Raw genomic sequence first — 18738 nt, 5'->3', positions numbered from 1 at the left:
GCAGCTCGGTAACAGGCTAATGCGATGTTAGCTCCTTACAGGCGAACGTCGCCTCCAGCCCCCTTCTTCCTTTCTCCGTCACCACGATCGACCTGGGCGCGCGCCCCCTGACCAGCCACTCCTCCTCCAGCAGGACCCCGGTCAGCGCGGCGCCGAGCGCCCCGCCCAGGTGGGCCCTGCGCTCGGTCCAGTCGAGACACTCGGGCGCGAACCGCCTGCGCGCCCTCCTGGCGCCCTCGACGTCCACGCCGAGCCGCCCGAGCACGCGCTCCCCCTCGGCGGTCACCTCGCCCCCGGCCAGGTAGCCGCGTTCCCGCATCCCGTCGAACAGGGCCACGCCCGCCCGCCCCGCCAGGTGGTCGTAGCAGGTCCTGGCCTCCTCAAGCTGCCTGGCCTGACTCGACTGCCGCAGGCTTCGCACGGCGGGGCGAGCGCTGATCCTCGCCAGCGTCTCCAGCACCTCGGCGACCTCGTGCCCCTTGAGCCGGTAGTAGCGGTGCCTGCCCTGCTTGACCGCCTCGACCAGGCCTCCGTCGAGCAGCTTGGCCAGATGCGCGCTGGCCGTGGGCGCGCTCACCCCGGCGAGCCTGGCCAGCTCGCCCGCCGCCAGCGCCCGGCCCGACAGCAGCGCCGTCAGCATCGTCGCCCTCGTGGGATCCGCCATGAGCGCCGCGACCGGCGCGATGTCCGCCTCCATGCCTCCGACCGTACCGCCGCGACACTTCGACGCTCACCGAAGGATGCAATCCGGTTTGGGGACTCGCCCAGTATTCGCTACAGTTGCCTACGTCGCCGCGAACGAGCGGCAACGCGGAAGTGGCTCAGGGGTAGAGCATCACCTTGCCAAGGTGAGGGTCGCGGGTTCGAATCCCGTCTTCCGCTCGGAGCTTCCGGCTCGGTGGAGTGGCCGAGAGGCGAGGCAGCGGCCTGCAAAGCCGTCCACACGGGTTCAAATCCCGTCTCCACCTCGATGCAGAACGCGGACGATTAGCTCAGCGGGAGAGCGCTTCCCTGACACGGAAGAGGTCACTGGTTCAATCCCAGTATCGTCCACCATCTCCCTCTTCTCACGGCGCCTTCGAGACCGCCAGGTGCACCCCGAGCCCGATCAGGGCGGTGCCCGTCACGTAGTCGACCGCCCGGCGCACCCGCCGCCTGGCCAGAAACCTCCGCAGCACCGCCACCAGGTTGGCCAGCGCCCCGAACCACAACGCGTTGGTGACCAGCGCCGCGGCCGAGAGCGTCAGCACCTGCGCCATCCCCGCCCCCGCCGACACGAACTGCGGCACCAGCGCGATCATGAAGATCGCGACCTTGGGGTTGAGCGCGTTCGTCAGGAGCCCCTCGCTGAAGGCCGACACCCGGCCGCCACGGGCAGGGGCGCCGCTCGCGTCGGGCCCGGCCGTGCGACCGGCCGCCAGCCAGGCGCGCACGCCCAGGTAGAGCAGGTAGGCGGCGCCCACCACCTTGACGACGGTGAAGGCCAGCGCCGAGGCGGCCAGCAGCGCGGCGATGCCGGTGGCCGCGGCGACCACCCAGAAGAAGACCCCCACCGCGATGCCCGCCGCCGCGGCCATGCCGTGGCCGCGCCCTGACTGCACCGAGCGGCGCACCACGACGGCGAAGTCGGGCCCGGGCGACATCGAGCCCAGCATCACCACCCCGGCGAACGCCAGGATCTGCGGAAGGGAGTCCATGAATCCACCATAAGGGGCGTTGCGCCCGGCCCGGTGATCACGCCGCGTGCTTGGCTGACCCCCATGCAACCGGACGCCGTCGAGCGCCTCCTGGTGGCCAACGGCCTGCCGCAGCTCGTCAAGGGGTGGAGCGCGCGCACCCACGTGCTGCCCAGGATGCTGCCCGGCCTGGCCTTCTATCTCGGAGCGCTGGTGGCGGCGATCTTCCTGCCGCTGGAGAGCTGGGACATGCTGTGGATGGCCGTGGGCGGCTCGTGCGCGGCGGCACTGACGTGGGTGGCGTGCCGGCCGCTCAGGGAGCGACGGCATGTGATGCCGCGCTGGGCGGCGCTGGCCGTGCCGCCGCTGTTCGTCCTGGCTCCCGCGCTGATCGTGGTCGCCGACTACGCCAAGAACGGCGCCCCCGCCTACATGGAGCTCTCCGACGGGCTGGAGGCCGACCCTGCCTGGGCCGCCGCTGGCCTGGCGGTGACGCTGGCGGTGGGAGCGGCCCTCTGGCTGGTGCTCTGCTGCGTGGGCGTCAACCTCGGCGTGGTCGCGCTGATCCGCATCGCGGCCAAGCAGTCGCTGACCGACCTGAAGAACTCCGGCAAGCTGCACGGCCGGGCCATGCCGAGCATGCTCTTCGTCACCTTCCTGGCGTTCCTGAGCGCCGAGGTGTGGCAGCTGGGCGACCACATCAGCTGGAAACGCCTGACCCTCGTCCTGCTGCTGTTCGCGCTGGTCACGGTGATCGCCAGCGCCAGCCACCTGCGCGACGAGCTGGAGGACGCCAAGACCGCCTCGGCCCTGTCGGGCGGGGCGCACTGGAACCTGCTGACCGTGCTGGCCACCCGCCAGCTCGTCCAGGCGACCGTCGTGGGGCTGGGCGTCTTCGTGTTCTTCACGGTCCTCGGCGTGATCGCGGTCGATCCGGCCACGGCGAAGATCTGGGTGGGAGCGACGCCCAAGCCCTCGCACGTGCTCGGCGTGCCACAGGCGCTGCTGCGGTGCGCGGCGCTGCTGGCCGGGTTCGGGGCGATGAACTTCGCGGTCAGCACGATGACCAACTCCGGCGACCGGGCCGACTTCTTCCGCCCGATCGTGGCCGACCTGAAGGACCTGGTGGCCAGGACCCGCGATCGAGGGGACGCGTGATGGACGCTCTCGGGCAGCTGGCGGTGGTGCTCGGCCTCATGCTCGCCACCGTGCTGCTGGTGGGCGTGGGCGAGCGCATCCGCCGGCCCTACCCCGTGCTGGTGCTGCTGCTGGGCGTGGTGCTCGCGCTGGTGCCGGGCATCCCGATGATCTCCATCGAGCCGGACCTGATCCTGCCGCTGTTCCTGCCTCCGCTGATCTTCGCCGCCGCCCAGCGCACCTCGTGGGCCATGTTGTGGGCCAAGCGCCGCACGGTGTTGTGGATGGCGGGCGCGCTGGTGCTGGTCACGGTGGCCGCGGTCGCCTGGACCGCCTGGCTGGTGATTCCTGGCGTGACCGTGGCCGCCGCGGTGGCGCTGGGCGCGCTGACCGCGCCGCCCGACCCGGTCGCCGCCGAGGCGGTGGCCGAGCCGCTCAAACTGCCCCGCCGCCTGGTCACCACGCTGCAGACCGAGGGCCTGTGCAACGACGCGACCGCCCTGGTCGTGTACGGCGGAGCGGTGGCGGCCATGGCCAGCGGCAGCTACTCCCTGCCGACCGCCGTGCTGAACTTTCTCTACGAGGCGACCGTCGCCGTGCTGCTCGGGATCGGCGTCGGCCTGCTCGCCAAGAGGCTGCGCGACGGCATCGCCGAGCTGACCGCGCGCAGCGGCCTGACCCTCGTGGTCCCGTTCGCCACCTACCTGGCCGCCGACGCGATCGCCGCCTCCGGCGTGCTGGCGGTGCTGGCCGCCGGGCTGACGATGGGCCGCTCGGGCTTCGACGACCTCGGCGTGAGCGACCGCCTGTACGGCGGCGCGTTCTGGGACACGCTGGAGCTGCTCATCACCGGCCTGGCGTTCGGCCTCATCGGCCTGGAGCTGCGCGAGGTGATCGACACCGGCGGGGCCGACCTGGGCAGCGCCCTGCTGATCTGCCTGACCGTCGTGGTGGTGCGCTTCGTGTGGATGATGTTCGCGGGCCCGATCGCACGCCGGGTCTCCGGCCAGGACCAGGCCTCGGCGAGCCGGCGCGAGGACCTCGTGCTGGGCTTCTGCGGCATGCGCGGCCTGGCCACGCTGGCGCTGGCCCTGGCGTTGCCGCTGGCCACTCCGGCGCGGGGAGACCTGCTGCTGGCCGCCTTCGCCGTCATCGTCGTCACCCTGGTGCTTCCTGGGCTGACGCTGCCGACGCTGGTCTCGGCGCTGGGCGTGCGGGCCGAGGCAGACGCGCTCGAGGCGGCCACCAAGCCGCTGGCCATCCGCGCGGGCCGCGCGGCGCTGGCCCGGCTGGAGGAGCTGGAGCGGTCCGAGGACGTGCCGGACGAGATCGTGGGACGGCTGCGGGGCCGCCAGCGCATGATGCTGGCGGCGCTCGGCGACGAGCCGGCCGACGACGAGTTCGCCGACTACAAGCAGCAGCTGGAGCAGCGGGGCGAGCTCATGCGCAAGGTGCGGCGCATCGACACCGAGATGGTGGAGGCCGCGCGTCGCGAGATCCTGACCGCGCGCCGCGAACCGGGTGTCGACCCCCAGGCCGCCGACCAGGTGCTGCACCGCCTCGACCTGCACAGCGCAGGCGCGCTGTAAATCCGGACGAAACGTGGGTAGCGTCTCATCCCATGAGTAACGGTGCACGCCATGGGCTCGGCGCCGTCGCCGGGCTGCTGCTCACGCCGATCGTCCTGGCCGGTCTCACCTTCGGCCTGACCAGGGTGGTCACGGGGATGCGGATGTTCTACCTGCCCTGGATCGGGCTGCCGGTGCTCCTGGCCGCCGCGGCCCTGCTGGGGTTCGCGATGGGCTCGCGCCTGTCGCCGCTGGCCTCGCTGCTGCCGGGACTGGCCTACACGGCCCTGGGCGTGGTGCCCTTCGCGGGGATGGTGCTCGACGGCTTCCGCGTGAACGTCAGCACGCTCCTGCCCTCGGAGTTCGCCCTGGGGCTCGACACGCTGCTCTACACCGGCCTGATGCTCGCGCTCGGCCTGACGTTGCTGGTCGCCTCGTTCTTCCCGTCGCGGTGGCGGGCCAGGATCCGCCCCGCCGCCTGGACCCCGCAGCCCTACCAGCCGCTTCCGCAGGAGACGCAGCACCAGCAGGTGCACCAGCAGCCGCCCTACGGTCAGCCGAATCCCGACGACACGACCCGTCCGTTCCACCGGGAGTGACCCGTCCCGGCCAATCGCCCGACACCGCCGGGGGGCCGGGCGTAGCTTCTGGGGCATGCTCGCGAAGACCCTCACCAGCGTCCTGCTGGCCCTGCCGCTCGTCGCCGCACCCGCCCAGGCGGCGGGTGTTCGCGGTACCCCGGGAGCGCCGGGCATCGGCGACGCCTACTTCCCCGACTACGGCAACGGCGGTTACGACGCCAGGCACTACAGCCTGCGCCTCGACTACCAGCCGGGCGCCGACCTGCTGAAGGGCAGGGCCACCATCGTGGCCACCGCCACCCAGCACCTGAGCCGCTTCAACCTCGATTTCCTGCTGGCCGTACAGGAGGTGAAGGTCAACGGGCGCGCGGCGGCCTTCGCCAGGACCGGCACGCACGAGCTGGAGATCACGCCCGGCCGCACGCTGGCCAAGGGCGTGCCGTTCACCGTCGAGGTCGCCTACGCCGACACCCCCTCGGCCCACGACGTGCCCGGGGTCGTCAAGCCGTGGGTCAAACGCGCCGGCGGCGCGCTGGCGCTGGGCCAGCCGGAGGTCGCCTGGTGGTGGTTCCCCAGCAACGACCACCCGCTCGACAAGGCGACCTACGACATCGCGGTCACCGTCCCCCAGGGCACGGAGGCGATCAGCAACGGCGTCCTGACCGGAACGCGCACCCGCGAGGGCCGCACCACCTACCGGTGGAGGATGGACAAGCCGATGGCCTCCTACCTGGCCACGCTGTTCGTCGGCGACCTGGAGGTACGGCAGCGCACGCACCGCGGCCTGCCGGTCCTGACCGCCTACGACCCCACGCTCGGCCCGCGCGAGCGGTTCGCCAAGGACAGCGTCGAACGCACACCCGAGGTCGTCGGCCACCTGGCGAGCCTGTTCGGCCGCTACCCGTTCGGCTCGATGGGCGGCTCGGTGGTCAACGAGAACGTCGGCTTCGCCCTGGAGACGCAGACCCAGCCGGTCTACGACTCGGTCTTCTTCGACGGCGCCACCGACGTCGGCGTGGTCGTGCACGAGAACGCCCACCAGTGGTTCGGCGACAGCGTGGCGCTCAAGCGCTGGAAGGACATCTGGCTCAACGAGGGCTTCGCCACCTACGCCGAGTGGTTGTGGTCGGAGAAGCAGGGCACGGGCACCGCCGCCGAGCTCGCCAACGGCCTCTACGACGAGATCCCCGCCGACCATCCGCGCTTCTGGATGCGGGTGCCGGGCGATCCGACGCCCGCGTTCCTCTTCTACGCCTCCGTCTACTGGCGCGGCGGCATGACCCTGCAGGCGCTGCGCAGCGAGGTGGGCGACGCGGTCTTCTTCGACATCCTGAGGACCTGGGCCAGGATCAAGCAGCACGGCAACGCCGACACCGGGGAGTTCGTGTCGCTGGCCGAGAGGAAGGCCGGCAGGCAGCTCGACGCGCTCTTCCAGACCTGGCTGTACACCCCGGCCAAGCCCGCCGAGCGGCCTGCTCCGGACACGTTGGTCTCAACGAGATCACAATCCGCGGGGCCAAACTTCCTGGAATCCCACAAAAAGACCCACGAAAGGCTCCACGGACCTCTCTAGAGACAACCTTTTCCCTGTTCACAGCGACAAAGCCCCTGTGAGTGCACTGGCTCTGCGCGCGGGAGATCCGGCGCGCCTGGGAGACTACTGGGTGGCCGGCCGGCTCGGCCGGACCGAGGTCTACGAGGGATACGATCCCTGCGGGCAGCGGGTGGCGATCAGGATGGTGCCATCGGGCACCACCCGCCTCCGCAGGGATCTGCCCGCCATCATGCGGGTGGCCGGTCACTGCACGGCCCGGGTCATCGACGCCCGGGCCGAGCAGGACCCGGCCTGCCCGGCCTACACCGTCAGCGAGTTCGTGCCGGGCCCGAACCTTCGGGCGCTGGTCGGGCTCGAAGGGCCGTTCGGCCCCGACCGGCTGCGCCGCCTGGCGATCGGCACCGCCACCGCCCTGGTGGCCATCCACGAGGCCGGCGTGATCCACCGCGACCTGCGGCCCGACACCGTGCTGATCGGCCCGGAAGGCCCGAGGGTGACCGGGTTCGGCGTGGCGCGCGCCGCGGAGCTCTGGCCCGCCTACCTGGCGCCCGAGCTGTTCGCCGGCCGCCCGTCGGGGCCCGCGGCCGACGTCTTCGCCTGGGGCGCGGTCATGCTGTTCGCCGCCACCGGACGCGACGTGTTCGACGACCCCGCCCCCGACGGGGTGATGCACCTGGTGCTGTCGGGAGCCCCCGACCTGGGCGCGCTGGCCGAGCCGCTGCGCACGCTCGTCGGCGCGGCGCTGGCCAAGGACCCCGCGCAGCGGCCGAGCGCGCGCGAGCTGCTGCTGGCACTGCTGGGCACGTGGGACCCGAAGCGGGGCAGCCGGGAGGCGGCGTCGCTGGCCACCGTCCCGCGTCCCGGCATCGGCGAGATCGCCGAGTCGCGCTACCTGAGCCTGCCCCCGTCGCAGCGCCCCCTGGTGCCGCAGACGCTCCTGGCCCTGATCGGCGTCGACGACCAGGGCCGCGACACCGTACGGCACGCGCCTCTCGCAACGCTTCCCGCCTCGATCGTCCACCACTTCGCCGCGGCGGGGCTGCTGACGGTCGACGACGGACGGGTCACCCTGCGTCAGCTGGTCCTGCTGCGCGCCTGGCCTCGGCTGCACCGGTGGGTGGCCGAGCGGCGTCCCTGCCTGATCGAGACGGCGCGGTTGCGGCGCAGGCGCGTGGTGCTGCAGCGGGTGCTGGTCGGCGCGGTGGCCGCGCTGATGGCGGCCGCGGTGCTGGCGGCGTCGATGGCCGACATCCGGCTGCGCTGACCGGTCCGGCCTGCTGGAGGCGCTACAGGAAGGCCAGCTTCAGCGCCACGCCCAGCCCGCAGACGGCGATGAGGTAGCGCAGGGTGCGGCCGGGCAGCCGCCGGGCGATGGCCGGTCCGATCCAGCCGCCGGCCAGGAAGCCCAGGGCCAGCGGCGGCACCGAGGGCCAGTCGACCGGGCCGAACAGCGCGAAGCCGGTGGCCGCGACCACGTTGGCCAGCGCCGACAGCACGTTCTTGAGCGCGTTGTTGCGCATCGGGAGCTGGTCGAACATGGCCGACAACACGGCGAACATGAGCACGCCGCCCGCCGCGCCGAAGTAGCCGACGTAGATCGCCACGCCGAACAGCGCGACCTTCATCAGCGGGCCGTGCTCGTGCGTGGCGGCGGGCGGGCGGATGATCAGCAGGGAGGCGGCGGCGATCAGCCAGGGCGCCACCAGCTCGAAGGCGCGGGCGGGGGTGAGCAGCAGCAGGGCCGCGCCCGCCGCCCCGCCGAGCGCGGTGACCCAGCCCAGGCGCCTGACCCGCTCGCCCTGGCCGACGAGTTCGGGGCGGGAGCCGATCGCGCCGCCCAGGCCGGTGAAGACCAGCGCCACGGTGTTGGTCACGTTGGCCGCCACCGGCGGCAGGCCGAAGGCCAGCAGCGCCGGGTACGACAGCACGGAGGCGAGGCTGACGACCGTGCTGAGGATCCCGCTCAGCACCCCGATGCCGAGCAGCCCGAAGAACTCGGTCACCGGGGGCAGGTCTCTCGGAAGGCGACTCCGGGCAGGTGCCGTGACCATTCCCGCTCGTCGAGCCCGCGCCCGGCGGCCGCGCAGACCGCCGCGGCGGCCCGGTCGCCGTCGAGGTCGAGCACCGGCACGCCACCGGAGTGGAGCCGGCCGGAGGCGAACGACGACTCCCCGGAGACGGGCTCGATCGGCAGGCCCAGCGGTCGCTGGCCGGCCACGTCCCACAGGCGCAGCGTCGTGTCGTTGCCGGAGGTGGCCGCCATCGTGCCGTCGGGAGAGAAGACGATCTGCCCGATGTCGTCGGTGTGCCCGCCGAGTGAGGGGCCGATCCTGCGCCAGGTGGCCGCGTCGAGGAACTGCAGGCGGCCGTCGTTGTCGCCGACCGCCACGGTGCGGCCGTCCGGGCTGAACGCGGCGGCGCCGATGTACCCGAGGGGGAGCGCCGTCCTGGCGCCGGTCGTGACATCCACCCCCAATCCGTACCATGTGCCCGCCAGCGCGTTCGCGAGGGCCTGCCCCTTGGGGCCGATCGCCACGACATCCGAGATCTCCGCGATCGTGCGGGTGAGCTTGCGCGAGCGCACGTCCCAGATCTGGTTGCCGATCGCCAGCACCTGGCCGTCCGGGCTGAAGCGCAGCGGGCCGACGGGCGCGTCGAGCACGGCCGTCTCCTTGCCCTGGCGCACGTCCCACAGGCGCACCCGGTCGCCCTCCTGCTCGCCGTAGGCCAGCAGCGAGCCGTGCAGGGCGTACTGGAAGGAGCCCTGCGGCGTGGAGGCGGTGAAGGCGGCCACCTGCTCGCCGCGGCGGGTGACCACCAGCCTGCCGCCCGCGTCGGTGACGCCGGGCGCCTCGCCGTCGGCGGCGCGCGATGCCAGGTCGGGAGCCAGGTCGACGGTGGGGACCAGGCCGGAGGTGGTGAGGTAGGAAGCGGTGGTCCCGCTCACCCTGACGGTCTCCGGATACTCGTAGCCGAAGGAGTAACGCCACGGCCGGCCGCCCGGCTCGTCGAGCCGCCACAACGCCATCGCCTCGTAGCTGTGCCCGAGCGAGTCGGACTGGGTGACCAGCAGGTGCTCCCCCCGGCCGGTGAAGGTCAGCTCCACCGCCCGCGGCTGGCTCATGGTCAGCTCCACCCGGTGCGCGCCCGTGGCGGGCTCGTAGAAGGCGATCTCCGCCCTGGTGCCGACGGCCAGCACGTTGTCACCGGGCGAGAAGGCCAGGCTGTAGGCCTCCTTGACCGGGAAGGTCCTGGTGCGGCGGCCGCTCTGGCGGTCCCACAGCTCCACCTGGCCCTCCTGGTTCACCAGGGCGACCCAGCCCGCGCCGACGGCGACGGCGCCGAGCCCGCTGCCGCGCCGCTCGAACAGCGTGCCGTCCCTCCACAGCGTGACGCCGCCCTCGTCGCGCAGGACCAGGACGTCGCCGTCGTAGCCGATCGCGGTGACGCCGGGGACGTCCGGCGTCACCGCGGCGCCGCTCCGCAGGTCGTGCACCACGACCGAGCCGCCGTCGAGCACCGCCAGCGCTCCGGGGCCCAGCGCGAGCGCCTGGGCGTCGCGCACGGCGAACTGGCGCAGCACGCGTGCGGCCTTCACGTCCCAGACGCGGGCCTGTCCCCCGCGTACCGAGGCCAGGCGCGTGCCGTCGGGCGACAGGGCGCGCACCCCCAGGCCCTGGTCGGGGTCGGCGAACACGTCGAGCTCGCGCTGGGTCTGCGCGCCGTACAGGGCCGAGCGGGCCTCGGTGACCGGCGCGAGCCGCCAGGCGGCCACCGCCAGCCGCCTGGACAGCAGCGGGTCGGTGACGCGCAGGCTCTCCGCCCGCCGGGCGGCGTCCTTGGCCAGGGCCTGGTCGCGCTGCTCGGCGACCGTGCGCCGCTGGTACTCCGCGTAGCCGCCCGCTCCCAGCGCCACGGCCAGCAGCACCGCCAGCGCCGCCGAGACCAGGCGGCGCCTGGTGGTGCGGCGGCGGGTCAGCCGCGACGCCGCGGCCAGGAAGTCGCTCTCGACGCTGTTCAGGCTCAGGCGCCGTCGCCCGGTCGCCGCCCAGCTCAGCGCGTGCTCCAGCGCCGAGCCCTGGTAGAGGTCGCCGTCACGCCTGCCGCCGGTGTGCCACTGGCGGGCCGCCCTGGTCAGCCCGCGGTGGACGGCCAGGCCCTCGCGCTCGTCGTCGAGCCAGGCGCGCAGCTGCGGCCAGGCGCGCAGCAGCGCCGGATGGGCGATCATCACCGAGCCGTCGCCCGCCGAGATCAGCCCGGCCCGGGAGAAGGCGGTGATGACCTCGTCGGCCTCGCGCCGCCCGTCGGTCAGCTCCTCGCGCGGCACCCTGCGCACCGCGTCGGCGCCCTCCTCGTCGGCCTCGACCATGCGCAGGAAGACCTCGGGGACCAGGTCGCGTTCGTTCTGGCCGAGCCGCTCGTACACCTCCTCGGCCAGCTCGCCCAGCGCGCGCTCCGACACCCGGGGGCGGACCAGTCCCGCCGCCGTACGGCTGCCGCCCGCCAGGTCCAGCCCGCCCACCAGCGCCCACAGCAGCTCGGCGGCGCTGGGCCTGGCCTGGGGATCCTTGGCCAGCGCTGCCGGGACCAGCGAGCGCAGCGGCTCGACCAGCATGCCGGTGTCGGGCTCGCGGCTGAGCACCTGGTACATCACCCCGCCCAGGCTCTCGGCCTCGAACGGGTCGCGGGCGGTGGCGGCGAACAGCACCACCGCGCCCCAGGCGAAGATGTCGGCGGCGGTGCCCGCCCGCTCACCCGCGATCACCTCGGGCGCCATGTACGTCGGCGTGCCCGCCACGACCTGGGCGGTGGTGAGCGACATGTCCTCGGTGCGGGCGATGCCGAAGTCGATCACCCGCGGCCCGTCGGGGCCGAGCAGCACGTTGGCCGGCTTCAGGTCGCGGTGCACCACACCGGCCTGGTGGATGGCGGCCAGCGCGGTGGCCATCCCGGTGGCCAGGCGGCGCAGGTCGTCGCCGGCGAAGACCCTGCCCTGCTGGACGGCCTGGCGCAGGCTCGGGCCGTCGACGTACTCGCTGACGATGTAGGGCCGCGGCGCGTCCAGCCGGGCCTCGATGACGCGCGCGGTGCAGAACGAGGCCACCCGCTGGGCCGCCTCGACCTCCTTGGCGATGCGTCCCGAGGCGTGGTGCAGCACCTTGACGGCCACGCGGGTGCCGTCGTCGGCGTAGGCCTCGTAGACGACGCCCTGCCCGCCGGTGCCCAGGCGCCGTCCCAGCCAGTAGCGGTCGAGGCGTTGCGGTTCGTTCGTCGGGTGGGCGGGCAGCATCCCTCTTTCGTACGGCCCAGCGGGCGCCTACCGCAAGGCGTTCGCGATGGCCAGGGCGGTGGTCTGCCAGATCGGGGCCTTCGGGTTGATCACCGCGAAGTGGTCTCCTGACATCTCCAGGTAGGTCACGTCGTCACCCGCCTCCTTGGCGGCCCGGGCGTAGCGGCGGGCGAAGTCGACCAGGTCGAGGTCGTCGCTGCGGCCCTGGACGATCAGCTGGCGCACGCCCAGCGGCAGGCGGTGCAGCGGGCTCGCGTCGCCGTACACGGAGTTGAACAGCTCGCTCTGGTACAGGCTGGGCTCGACGCCGGTCACGGGTTCGACGCCCGCGGGCAGGTGCGTCAGTCCGGGGGCCAGGCCCGGCCCGGCGGGGCCGACCGCGCCGAGCGCCGAGCGCACGGCTCCCGAGCTGAGCCAGCGCCGGTCGCCCTCGACGAGGTCGAGCACCCCGGCCAGCGACACGGCCAGCGCCGCCGAGAGGGCGGGACCGTTCCCGGGTTTCTCGTCCGCCGCCAGGTCGGCCGCGGCCCGCAGGGCCAGCTGGCCGCCCGCCGAGTGCCCGGCGACCGCCACCTTGTCCAGGTCGAGAGGCACGTCGAGGGTGGCGAGCCTGCGCAGCCCGTCGGTCACGTCGGCCGCCGTCGCCTCCCAGCCGTGCAGGTCGGGGCGGCGGTACTCCAGGTTCCACGCGGCGAAGCCGCGCTCGCGCAGGTCGACGCAGAGGGCGTCCATCAGGTCGGCGCCCCAGATCGAGCGCCAGTAGCCGCCGTGCACCAGCGCCACCACGGGATGCGGCCCGGGACCCGGCGGCAGGTGCAGCTCCGCCCACTGGTCGGGATGTGTGCCGTAGGCCACGATCTCGCCGGGATGGCGCCGGCGGTGCACCGCCCTGCGCACCGCCCAGGTCAGCCCGGCCACGCCCCGCCCGTGGATGTCGGGCCCGTGGTCGTTCCTGGCCAGATCCAGCCACACCGCGCCGGGGAACTGCCCGGCCAGGTCGGGATCGGAGGAGACGACCACGACCGCCTCGCCCTCACGGCCCAGGGTGACGTCCAGCGCGGCGCACTCGCGCTCGGCGACCTCCTGGAGCAGCGCGGCGTCGGCTACGACGTCGGGGCCGACGATGATTCGCACGTCCGGCATGATCAGACAGTACGGTGAAAGCCGGACGCCCGCCAGACGAGGCCCACCGGACGGCGGAGCGGGTCTACCATCGCCTGATGCACCCTTGGCCGAAGACCGCGGCGGAGGCGGAGGAGATCCAGAGACGCCTGCGTCCGCGCGTGAGCTTCACCGGACCCGACCGTTTCGGCACCGTGGCCGGGCTCGACGTGCACTACCGCGGCGACGACGAGTTGTCGGCGGCGGTCGTGGTGCTCGACGCGCGATCGCTCCAGGTCGTGGACCAGGCTCTGGTGCACGGGGAGGCGGCCTTCCCCTACGTGCCGGGGCTGTTCGCCTTCCGCGAGATCCCCGCGCTGGTCCAGGCCCTGGAGCGGTTGTCGAAGGCGCCGGAGCTGCTGGTGTGCGACGGCCACGGGCTGGCCCATCCGCGCCGCTTCGGCCTGGCCTGCCATCTGGGGGTACTGACCGGCCTGCCGTCGGTGGGCGTGGGCAAGACGCCGTTCGTGGGCGAGTTCGACGATCCCGCCCCGGCGCGCGGCTCGTGGTCGCCGATCGTGCTCGACGGCGAGGTGGTGGGCCGGGTGTTGCGCACCCAGCCCACGGTGCGGCCCGTCTTCGTCTCGCCGGGCCACCGCATCAGCCTCGAGACCGCGTGCGAGCAGGTGCTCAGGTGCGCGCCGCGCTACCGGCTGCCGGAGCCGATCCGCCTGGCCGACCATCTGGCCCGCTACGGCACGGTCAGCTGACCGGCTCGAACAGCAGCCGGATCGCCGCCGGGCGGGCGGTGAGGCGATACTTCTCCAGCGGGCCGGGACCGCACGAGGCGGTGCCGATGCCGTGCTGCGCCAGGTCGACGATCAGGTGCACCTTCTCCCCCGCCACCAGGTCGGTGCGGTGCCTGGCCGCGTCGAGTTCCGCGGTGCTCCAGCGCCTGACCGTCAGGCCGAACGGCCGGTCGCCGGTGATCTTGACGCCGGGGCCGCGCGGCGTGCTCAGGACCGCGATCCGCACGTCGGCCCGCTGGCCGTTCTCCTGCGGGTGCACGTACGGCGTCTGCAGGTCGTCGATCGTCCTGGTGAACAGGCCCACGTAGGCCGCCGCCCCGGTGTCGGGATAGGCCTCGCCCGGTCCTCTGCCGTACCAGGTGACGGTGGTCAGCTCGGCGGGCAGCTCGAAGGCCAGGCCCAGGCGGGCCGGCGGCACCTTCCACACCCCCACCGGCTCCAGATCGGCCTCCAGCAGCAGCCCGGAGGTCGTCTCGCGCCAGGTGTAGGTGGCCAGGTAGCCCTCGTCGGTGGCGGCGGGGGCGACCCGCTGCACGATCGTGCCGTCCTGGCGCTGCTCGGTGCGGTAGGTCAGCCGGTCGAGCCCGTGGTGCGACCAGTGCCACCGCAGGCCGCCGCCCTGGTCGTTGTCGGTGGGCGCCCGCCACAACTCCAGCCGGGGCGTCACCCGCTCGAACAGGGGGATCGCCGGGGCCGCTCCCTCGGTCAGCCCGGCCAGGCGATCGGGGCCCGGCGTGAGCCGTACCTGGTGCCAGGCCACCTCGTGCCCGGCGGGCGCCCACGCCGTGTCGCCGGCCAGGCACGCGCGCACGGTCAGCCAGCGCTCGTCCTCGCCGCCCGCGGGCAGCTTCAGCTCGGAGCCCTCCATCGGGCCGGAGTCGACGAGCACGCCGTCGGCCTCCACGCACCACTCCAGGTCGAGCCCGGCCGTGTCGCCCTCGACGCGCAGCACGCCGCCCGCTTCGGTGAAGCGCAGCGGCTGGTAGACCTTCTTGAGGTCCAGCAGGCCGGGTGAGGGGGTGCGGTCGGGGAAGAGCAGCCCGTCGCAGACGAAGTTGCCGTCGTGCAGCACCTCGCCGAAGTCGCCGCCGTAGGCGTAGCCGTGCCGGTCGTGCCGCAGACCGTGGTCGATCCACTCCCAGACGAAACCGCCCGCGCAGCGCGGATGGGCGTCGTACAGCTCCTGGTATTCGGCCAGGCCGCCGGGTCCGTTGCCCATGGCGTGGGCGTACTCGCACTGCACGAACGGCATGGCGCGGCGGCGCTCGTCCTCGTCCTCGCCCCTGCCGATGGCCTCGACCTCGGCGTGCGAGGCGTACATGCGGCTGTGGACGTCGACGTCGGGGCAGGCGCGGTCGCCCTCGTAGTGGATCGGGCGGGAGGAGTCGCGTCCCCTGGTCCAGGCGGCCATCGCGGCCAGGTTCCGTCCCGTGCCCGCCTCGTTGCCGAGCGACCACATGATGACGCTCGGGTGGTTCTTGTCCCGCTCGACCATGCGCCGCATGCGGTCGAGCAGGGCCTGCTCCCAGCGCGGGTCGTCGGAGGGGTTGCCGCGCCAGTCGAGCTCCTGGAAGCCGTGGGTCTCGTAGTCGCACTCGTCGACCACCCACAGGCCGTACCGGTCGCACAGGTCCAGGAAGTGCGGATGCGGCGGGTAGTGGCTGGTGCGCACGGCGTTGATGTTGTGCCGCTTCATCAGCAGCACGTCGGCGAGCATGGTCTCGGCGTCGAGCGCGCGCCCCTTGACCGGGTGGAACTCGTGGCGGTTGACGCCCTTGAGCTTCAGCGGCTCGCCGTTGACCTTCAGGACGGCGTCCTCGATGGTGACGGTCCTGAAGCCGATGGCCAGCCGTACCCGCTCGTGGCCGTTGCTGACGGACGCCTCGTACAACCGCGGGTGTTGCGCGCTCCACGGCTCGACGTGCTCCAGCGTGATCGTCTCTCCGGCGGGCCGGTCGTGGACGCCCAGTTCCTCGACGGTCAGCAGGGCCTCACCCGCCTCGACCCTGAGCGTGCCGCCGCCGGTCGTGTGGTCGTAGTCGGCGTGCACGAAGACGTCGTCGATCGGCTCGGCGGGGCGCTCGATGACCGTCACCTCGCGGAAGATGCCCGGCCACCACCACATGTCCTGGTCTTCGAGGTAGCTGCCCGCCGACCACTGGTGCACCCGTACGGCCAGCACGTTGCGTCCGGGCCGCAGCGTCACGTCGAACTCCACCGGCACCCTGCTGCCCATGGAGTAACCCAGCTCCTGGCCGTTGAGCCAGACCCTGGCGCAGGAGTCGACCCCCTCGAAGCGCAGCACCGCCCGCTCGAAGCCGGCCTCGAAGGCGATCCTGTGGTCACCCGTGAGGTTCTCGCCGGGCACACGCGGAGGGTCGATCGGGAACGGGTAGCGCACGTTGGTGTAGGCGGGGGTGCCGAAGTGTCCCGGCACCTGCCGCAGCTCCCAGGCCGTGTCGTCAAGGTCGGGGTCGGCGAAGTCGGGGGCGTGCGCGGTGGGCGAGAGCCGGAAGCGCCACGGGCCGCTCAGGTCGATGACGCGGGCGTCGGTGTCAAGGGCGGCCCTGGGGGCCTTGCGGCCGGCGCCGGGAAGGAAGTCCTCGAAATAGCTCACTAACCAACTTTTTCCGACATATCGTCATTTGGGAAGAGCTCCTCCAGGATCGCCGCCACCCCAGGTCGGTCACGACGATGCGCACAGAGCTCACCCGCCGATCATAGAATTTCCCTATATGTCTACTGAGATCGATAAAGGTTCAGCCCTGCGCTTCACCAGCGAGATCCTCGCCTGGGTGGCGACTCCTTGGGCGATCTGGCCGCATTCCGTGCCGCTGGCGGTGATCTCCGTGGTCGTGCTGATCGGTCTGCCGGCCGTCTTCGCCACGCCGGGCTCGCGCCCGCACGTGCTCGTGGCCGTGCCCGGCTACGTGACGGTCGGCCTGGTGATGCTGCAGCTGCTGGCGGCGGTCATCAGCTCGTGGGCCGCCTGGATTCCCCTGGCCGCCTGCATCGTCACGCTGATCGCGATGACCACCGTCGCCTTCGAACTGCCCCGCTGGAAGCTGCTGCTGTCAAAGGCGCATCTCTGAGGGCATCTGGCGGTCGGCGTCGAGCAGCTCGACACCCAGCAGCTCGCCCTCCTGGCCGAAGTCGAGGACCGTGTCCTCACCTGCCACGACCTGCCTGACGGCCTCGCCCGAGGAGATCTCCCGCTTCATCGCGATGTAGGCGGCATTGGCCTCCATGTCCCAGCGCACGAACACCGCCCGCTGGCCCGCCCGCTCCCCGTCGAGCATGCCGTCCAGCAACCCCTCGCGGGCCTCGTGCGATCCGGCCAGCGCGCTGCGCACCACCGCCAGCACCAGCTCCAGGGCGTCGACGGCGTCCTCCCCCGTCACCCGGCGCTGGTGCTCCCATCCGTCGAGCCCGTCGATGCGGTAGGGGCAGCTCCACTCCCCCGAGGGCTCCTCGACCGGGAGCCCGATCGTCACGGTCACCTCACGTGGCGGCGATGAGCGCAGCCACAGGGTGCGCCGGGCGATCTCGTACATGTCGATGATCTACCCTTCCTGGTTATGCGCACTCTCGTCACCGGATTCGAGCCCTTCGGGGGTGAATCGACCAACCCCTCCTTCGAGGCGGCCCGGCGGGTCGGCGGCGTGGCCGTCGTGGAGCTGCCCTGCGTCTTCGCCACCTCGCTGCAGGCGCTGCGGGAGGCGATCGACGAGCACGACCCGGAGCTGGTGCTCTGTGTCGGCCAGGCCGGCGGGCGCAGCGGGATCAGCGTCGAGAAGGTCGCCATCAACCTCATGGAGGCGCGCATCCCCGACAACGCGGGAGCGCGGCCGATGGACGCGGAGGTGGTCCGCGGCGGGCCCGCCGCCTACTTCACGAACCTGCCCGTCAAGGCCATGGTCGAGGCGGTACGGCAGGCGGGCGTGCCCGCCTCCGTCAGCTACAGCGCGGGGACGTTCGTCTGCAACCAGGTCGCCTACGGGCTGGCGCACCTCATCGCCACCGAGCGGCCGGGCCTTCGAGGCGGATTCGTGCACGTGCCGTACTCACCCGGCCAGGTCACCACGTCCTCGCAGCCCAGCATGGCCGTCGAGACCGTCGCCCACGCCCTGCGGATCCTGGTGGACACCGCTCTGACTGTTGAGGTGGATGTGCCGGTGGTGTCCGGCGAGATAGCCTGACCGGGTGGGTGACTCCTTCGGCACGAGGCTCCGCGCCGGCCTCGACAAACGTGGTCCGTTGTGCGTGGGCATCGATCCGCACCCCCAGCTGCTCCACGCCTGGGGCCTCGACGACTCGCCAGCCGGGCTCGAACGTTTCTGCCACACCGTGGTCGACGCCGCCGCCGACGTGGCCGCGGTGGCCAAGCCGCAGTCGGCCTTCTTCGAACGCTGGGGCAGCCGCGGCATCGCCGTCCTGGAGCGGCTGCTGTCCGACCTGCGCGAGGCGGGCGTGCTGACGGTGCTCGACGTCAAGCGCGGCGACATCCCCAGCACGATGGCCGCCTACGCCGAGGCCTACCTCGACGAGGGCAGCCCGCTGGCCTGCGACGCCATCACCGTCCACCCCTACCTGGGCTTCGGCTCCCTGAGCGGCGCCATCGCCTCGGCCGTCGGCAACGACGCCGGGCTCTTCGTGCTGGCCCGCACGTCCAACCCCGAGGCCGCCGAGCTCCAGGACCTGGTCGCCGGCCAGATCCTCGGCTCCGTCGCCGCCGCCAACACCGCGAGCGCCGCCCATGAGCCGCTCGGCCCGGTCGGCGTGGTGCTCAGCGCCACGCCGCCGTCGATCGGCCATGCGCTGGAGCGGCTCCACGGGCCCGTCCTGGTGCCCGGCGTGGGCGCGCAGGGCGCCTCGCCCGCCGACGTGGCCAGGCTCTTCTCCCCGGTACGGCAGGCGGTCGTGCCGTCGGTGTCGCGTGCCGTCCTGGCCGACCCGGGGCGGGTGCGCGAGCGGGTCACGGCCTACCGCGACGAGTTCGCCACGCTCCTCGGCTGACCGCC

The 18738-nt window shown here is 72.8% G+C and carries 16 protein-coding genes and 3 tRNA genes; 12 read left to right on the top strand and 7 right to left on the bottom strand.

All coding sequences use genetic code 11. From position 1 onward, the window contains the following. Positions 1-16: 16 nt before the first annotated feature. Positions 17-697 (bottom strand): ArsR/SmtB family transcription factor, encoded by a 681-nt coding sequence (locus HNR30_RS32115; RefSeq protein WP_181613778.1) that lies wholly within the window; start codon positions 695-697, stop codon positions 17-19. 113 nt (positions 698-810) lie between these two features. On the opposite strand from HNR30_RS32115, the gene HNR30_RS32110 reads away from it, so the two are divergent. The 3 genes from HNR30_RS32110 (at position 811) to HNR30_RS32100 (ending at position 1056) form a co-directional block, all read left to right on the top strand. Beyond that, a tRNA-Gly gene (locus HNR30_RS32110) sits at positions 811-882 on the top strand. Positions 883-897: 15 nt separating this feature from the next. Then, positions 898-968, top strand: a tRNA-Cys gene (locus tag HNR30_RS32105). Positions 969-981: 13 nt separating this feature from the next. Further along, positions 982-1056, top strand: a tRNA-Val gene (locus HNR30_RS32100). A gap of 11 nt (positions 1057-1067) precedes the next feature. Here the strand turns inward: HNR30_RS32100 and HNR30_RS32095 are convergent. Beyond that, the gene (locus tag HNR30_RS32095; RefSeq protein WP_181613777.1) at positions 1068-1697 is read right to left on the bottom strand and encodes a LysE family translocator; all 630 of its coding nucleotides are present in this window, start codon (positions 1695-1697) and stop codon (positions 1068-1070) included. A 63-nt stretch (positions 1698-1760) separates the two neighbouring features. On the opposite strand from HNR30_RS32095, the gene HNR30_RS32090 reads away from it, so the two are divergent. The 5 genes from HNR30_RS32090 to HNR30_RS32070 are packed head-to-tail and all read left to right on the top strand — an operon-like array spanning position 1761 to position 7781. Beyond that, a complete protein-coding gene (locus HNR30_RS32090; RefSeq protein ID WP_181613776.1) occupies positions 1761-2834 on the top strand; it encodes a hypothetical protein in 1074 nt (357 codons plus the stop codon). Next, positions 2834-4402, top strand: coding sequence for a cation:proton antiporter (locus HNR30_RS32085; RefSeq protein WP_181613775.1), 1569 nt, complete (start codon positions 2834-2836; stop codon positions 4400-4402). The genes HNR30_RS32090 and HNR30_RS32085 overlap by 1 nt, the downstream gene beginning before the upstream one ends. Positions 4403-4434: 32 nt before the next feature. Next, on the top strand, positions 4435-4980 hold the full coding sequence (locus HNR30_RS32080) for a hypothetical protein (RefSeq protein ID WP_181613774.1): 546 nt from the start codon (positions 4435-4437) through the stop codon (positions 4978-4980). Positions 4981-5035: 55 nt separating this feature from the next. Continuing rightward, entirely contained in the window at positions 5036-6535 is a 1500-nt protein-coding gene (locus HNR30_RS32075) for a M1 family metallopeptidase (protein WP_181613773.1), read from the top strand. A gap of 37 nt (positions 6536-6572) precedes the next feature. Then, positions 6573-7781 carry a serine/threonine-protein kinase gene (locus HNR30_RS32070; RefSeq protein WP_181613772.1) on the top strand — a complete coding sequence of 403 codons (1209 nt, stop codon included), beginning with the start codon at positions 6573-6575 and terminating at the stop codon, positions 7779-7781. A 22-nt stretch (positions 7782-7803) separates the two neighbouring features. Here the strand turns inward: HNR30_RS32070 and HNR30_RS32065 are convergent, their stop codons facing one another. From HNR30_RS32065 to HNR30_RS32055, 3 genes are read right to left on the bottom strand one after another with little or no spacing between them, the layout of a single operon-like run. Beyond that, a complete protein-coding gene (locus HNR30_RS32065; RefSeq protein WP_312894784.1) occupies positions 7804-8520 on the bottom strand; it encodes a sulfite exporter TauE/SafE family protein in 717 nt (238 codons plus the stop codon). Beyond that, positions 8517-11807, bottom strand: coding sequence for a WD40 repeat domain-containing serine/threonine-protein kinase (locus HNR30_RS32060; RefSeq protein WP_181613770.1), 3291 nt, complete (start codon positions 11805-11807; stop codon positions 8517-8519). Before HNR30_RS32060 ends, HNR30_RS32065 begins: the two co-directional genes overlap by 4 nt. Positions 11808-11834: 27 nt before the next feature. Next, positions 11835-12950 carry an alpha/beta hydrolase gene (locus HNR30_RS32055; protein ID WP_181613769.1) on the bottom strand — a complete coding sequence of 372 codons (1116 nt, stop codon included), beginning with the start codon at positions 12948-12950 and terminating at the stop codon, positions 11835-11837. A 77-nt stretch (positions 12951-13027) separates the two neighbouring features. Between HNR30_RS32055 and nfi the strand changes: the two genes are divergently transcribed. Continuing rightward, positions 13028-13678: a deoxyribonuclease V gene (gene nfi / locus HNR30_RS32050; protein WP_181613768.1), complete on the top strand. Its 651-nt coding sequence runs from the start codon at positions 13028-13030 to the stop codon at positions 13676-13678. On the opposite strand, the gene HNR30_RS32045 is transcribed toward nfi, so the two are convergent. Continuing rightward, positions 13671-16334 (bottom strand): glycoside hydrolase family 2 TIM barrel-domain containing protein, encoded by a 2664-nt coding sequence (locus HNR30_RS32045; RefSeq protein WP_181613767.1) that lies wholly within the window; start codon positions 16332-16334, stop codon positions 13671-13673. The genes nfi and HNR30_RS32045 overlap by 8 nt on opposite strands. A gap of 118 nt (positions 16335-16452) precedes the next feature. Between HNR30_RS32045 and HNR30_RS32040 the strand changes: the two genes are divergently transcribed. Further along, positions 16453-16809, top strand: a complete 357-nt coding sequence (locus tag HNR30_RS32040; protein WP_181613766.1) for a hypothetical protein — start codon at positions 16453-16455, stop codon at positions 16807-16809. Here the strand turns inward: HNR30_RS32040 and HNR30_RS32035 are convergent. After that, the gene (locus HNR30_RS32035) at positions 16792-17271 is read right to left on the bottom strand and encodes a DUF2283 domain-containing protein (RefSeq protein WP_181613765.1); all 480 of its coding nucleotides are present in this window, start codon (positions 17269-17271) and stop codon (positions 16792-16794) included. The two genes, HNR30_RS32040 and HNR30_RS32035, sit on opposite strands and share 18 nt — an antisense overlap. Positions 17272-17295: 24 nt before the next feature. On the opposite strand from HNR30_RS32035, the gene pcp reads away from it, so the two are divergent. Both pcp and pyrF read left to right on the top strand, forming a co-directional pair. Further along, positions 17296-17916 (top strand): pyroglutamyl-peptidase I, encoded by a 621-nt coding sequence (gene pcp / locus HNR30_RS32030; RefSeq protein WP_181613764.1) that lies wholly within the window; start codon positions 17296-17298, stop codon positions 17914-17916. A gap of 4 nt (positions 17917-17920) precedes the next feature. Then, complete coding sequence (gene pyrF, locus HNR30_RS32025) at positions 17921-18733, top strand: orotidine-5'-phosphate decarboxylase (RefSeq protein ID WP_181613763.1); 813 nt, start codon at positions 17921-17923, stop codon at positions 18731-18733. Positions 18734-18738: the final 5 nt, after the last annotated feature.

This window comes from Nonomuraea soli (assembly GCF_013761175.1).
In the GTDB taxonomy this organism is placed as follows: Bacteria; Actinomycetota; Actinomycetes; order Streptosporangiales; family Streptosporangiaceae; genus Nonomuraea; species Nonomuraea soli.
This window is presented reverse-complemented; position numbering and strand designations above follow the sequence as displayed.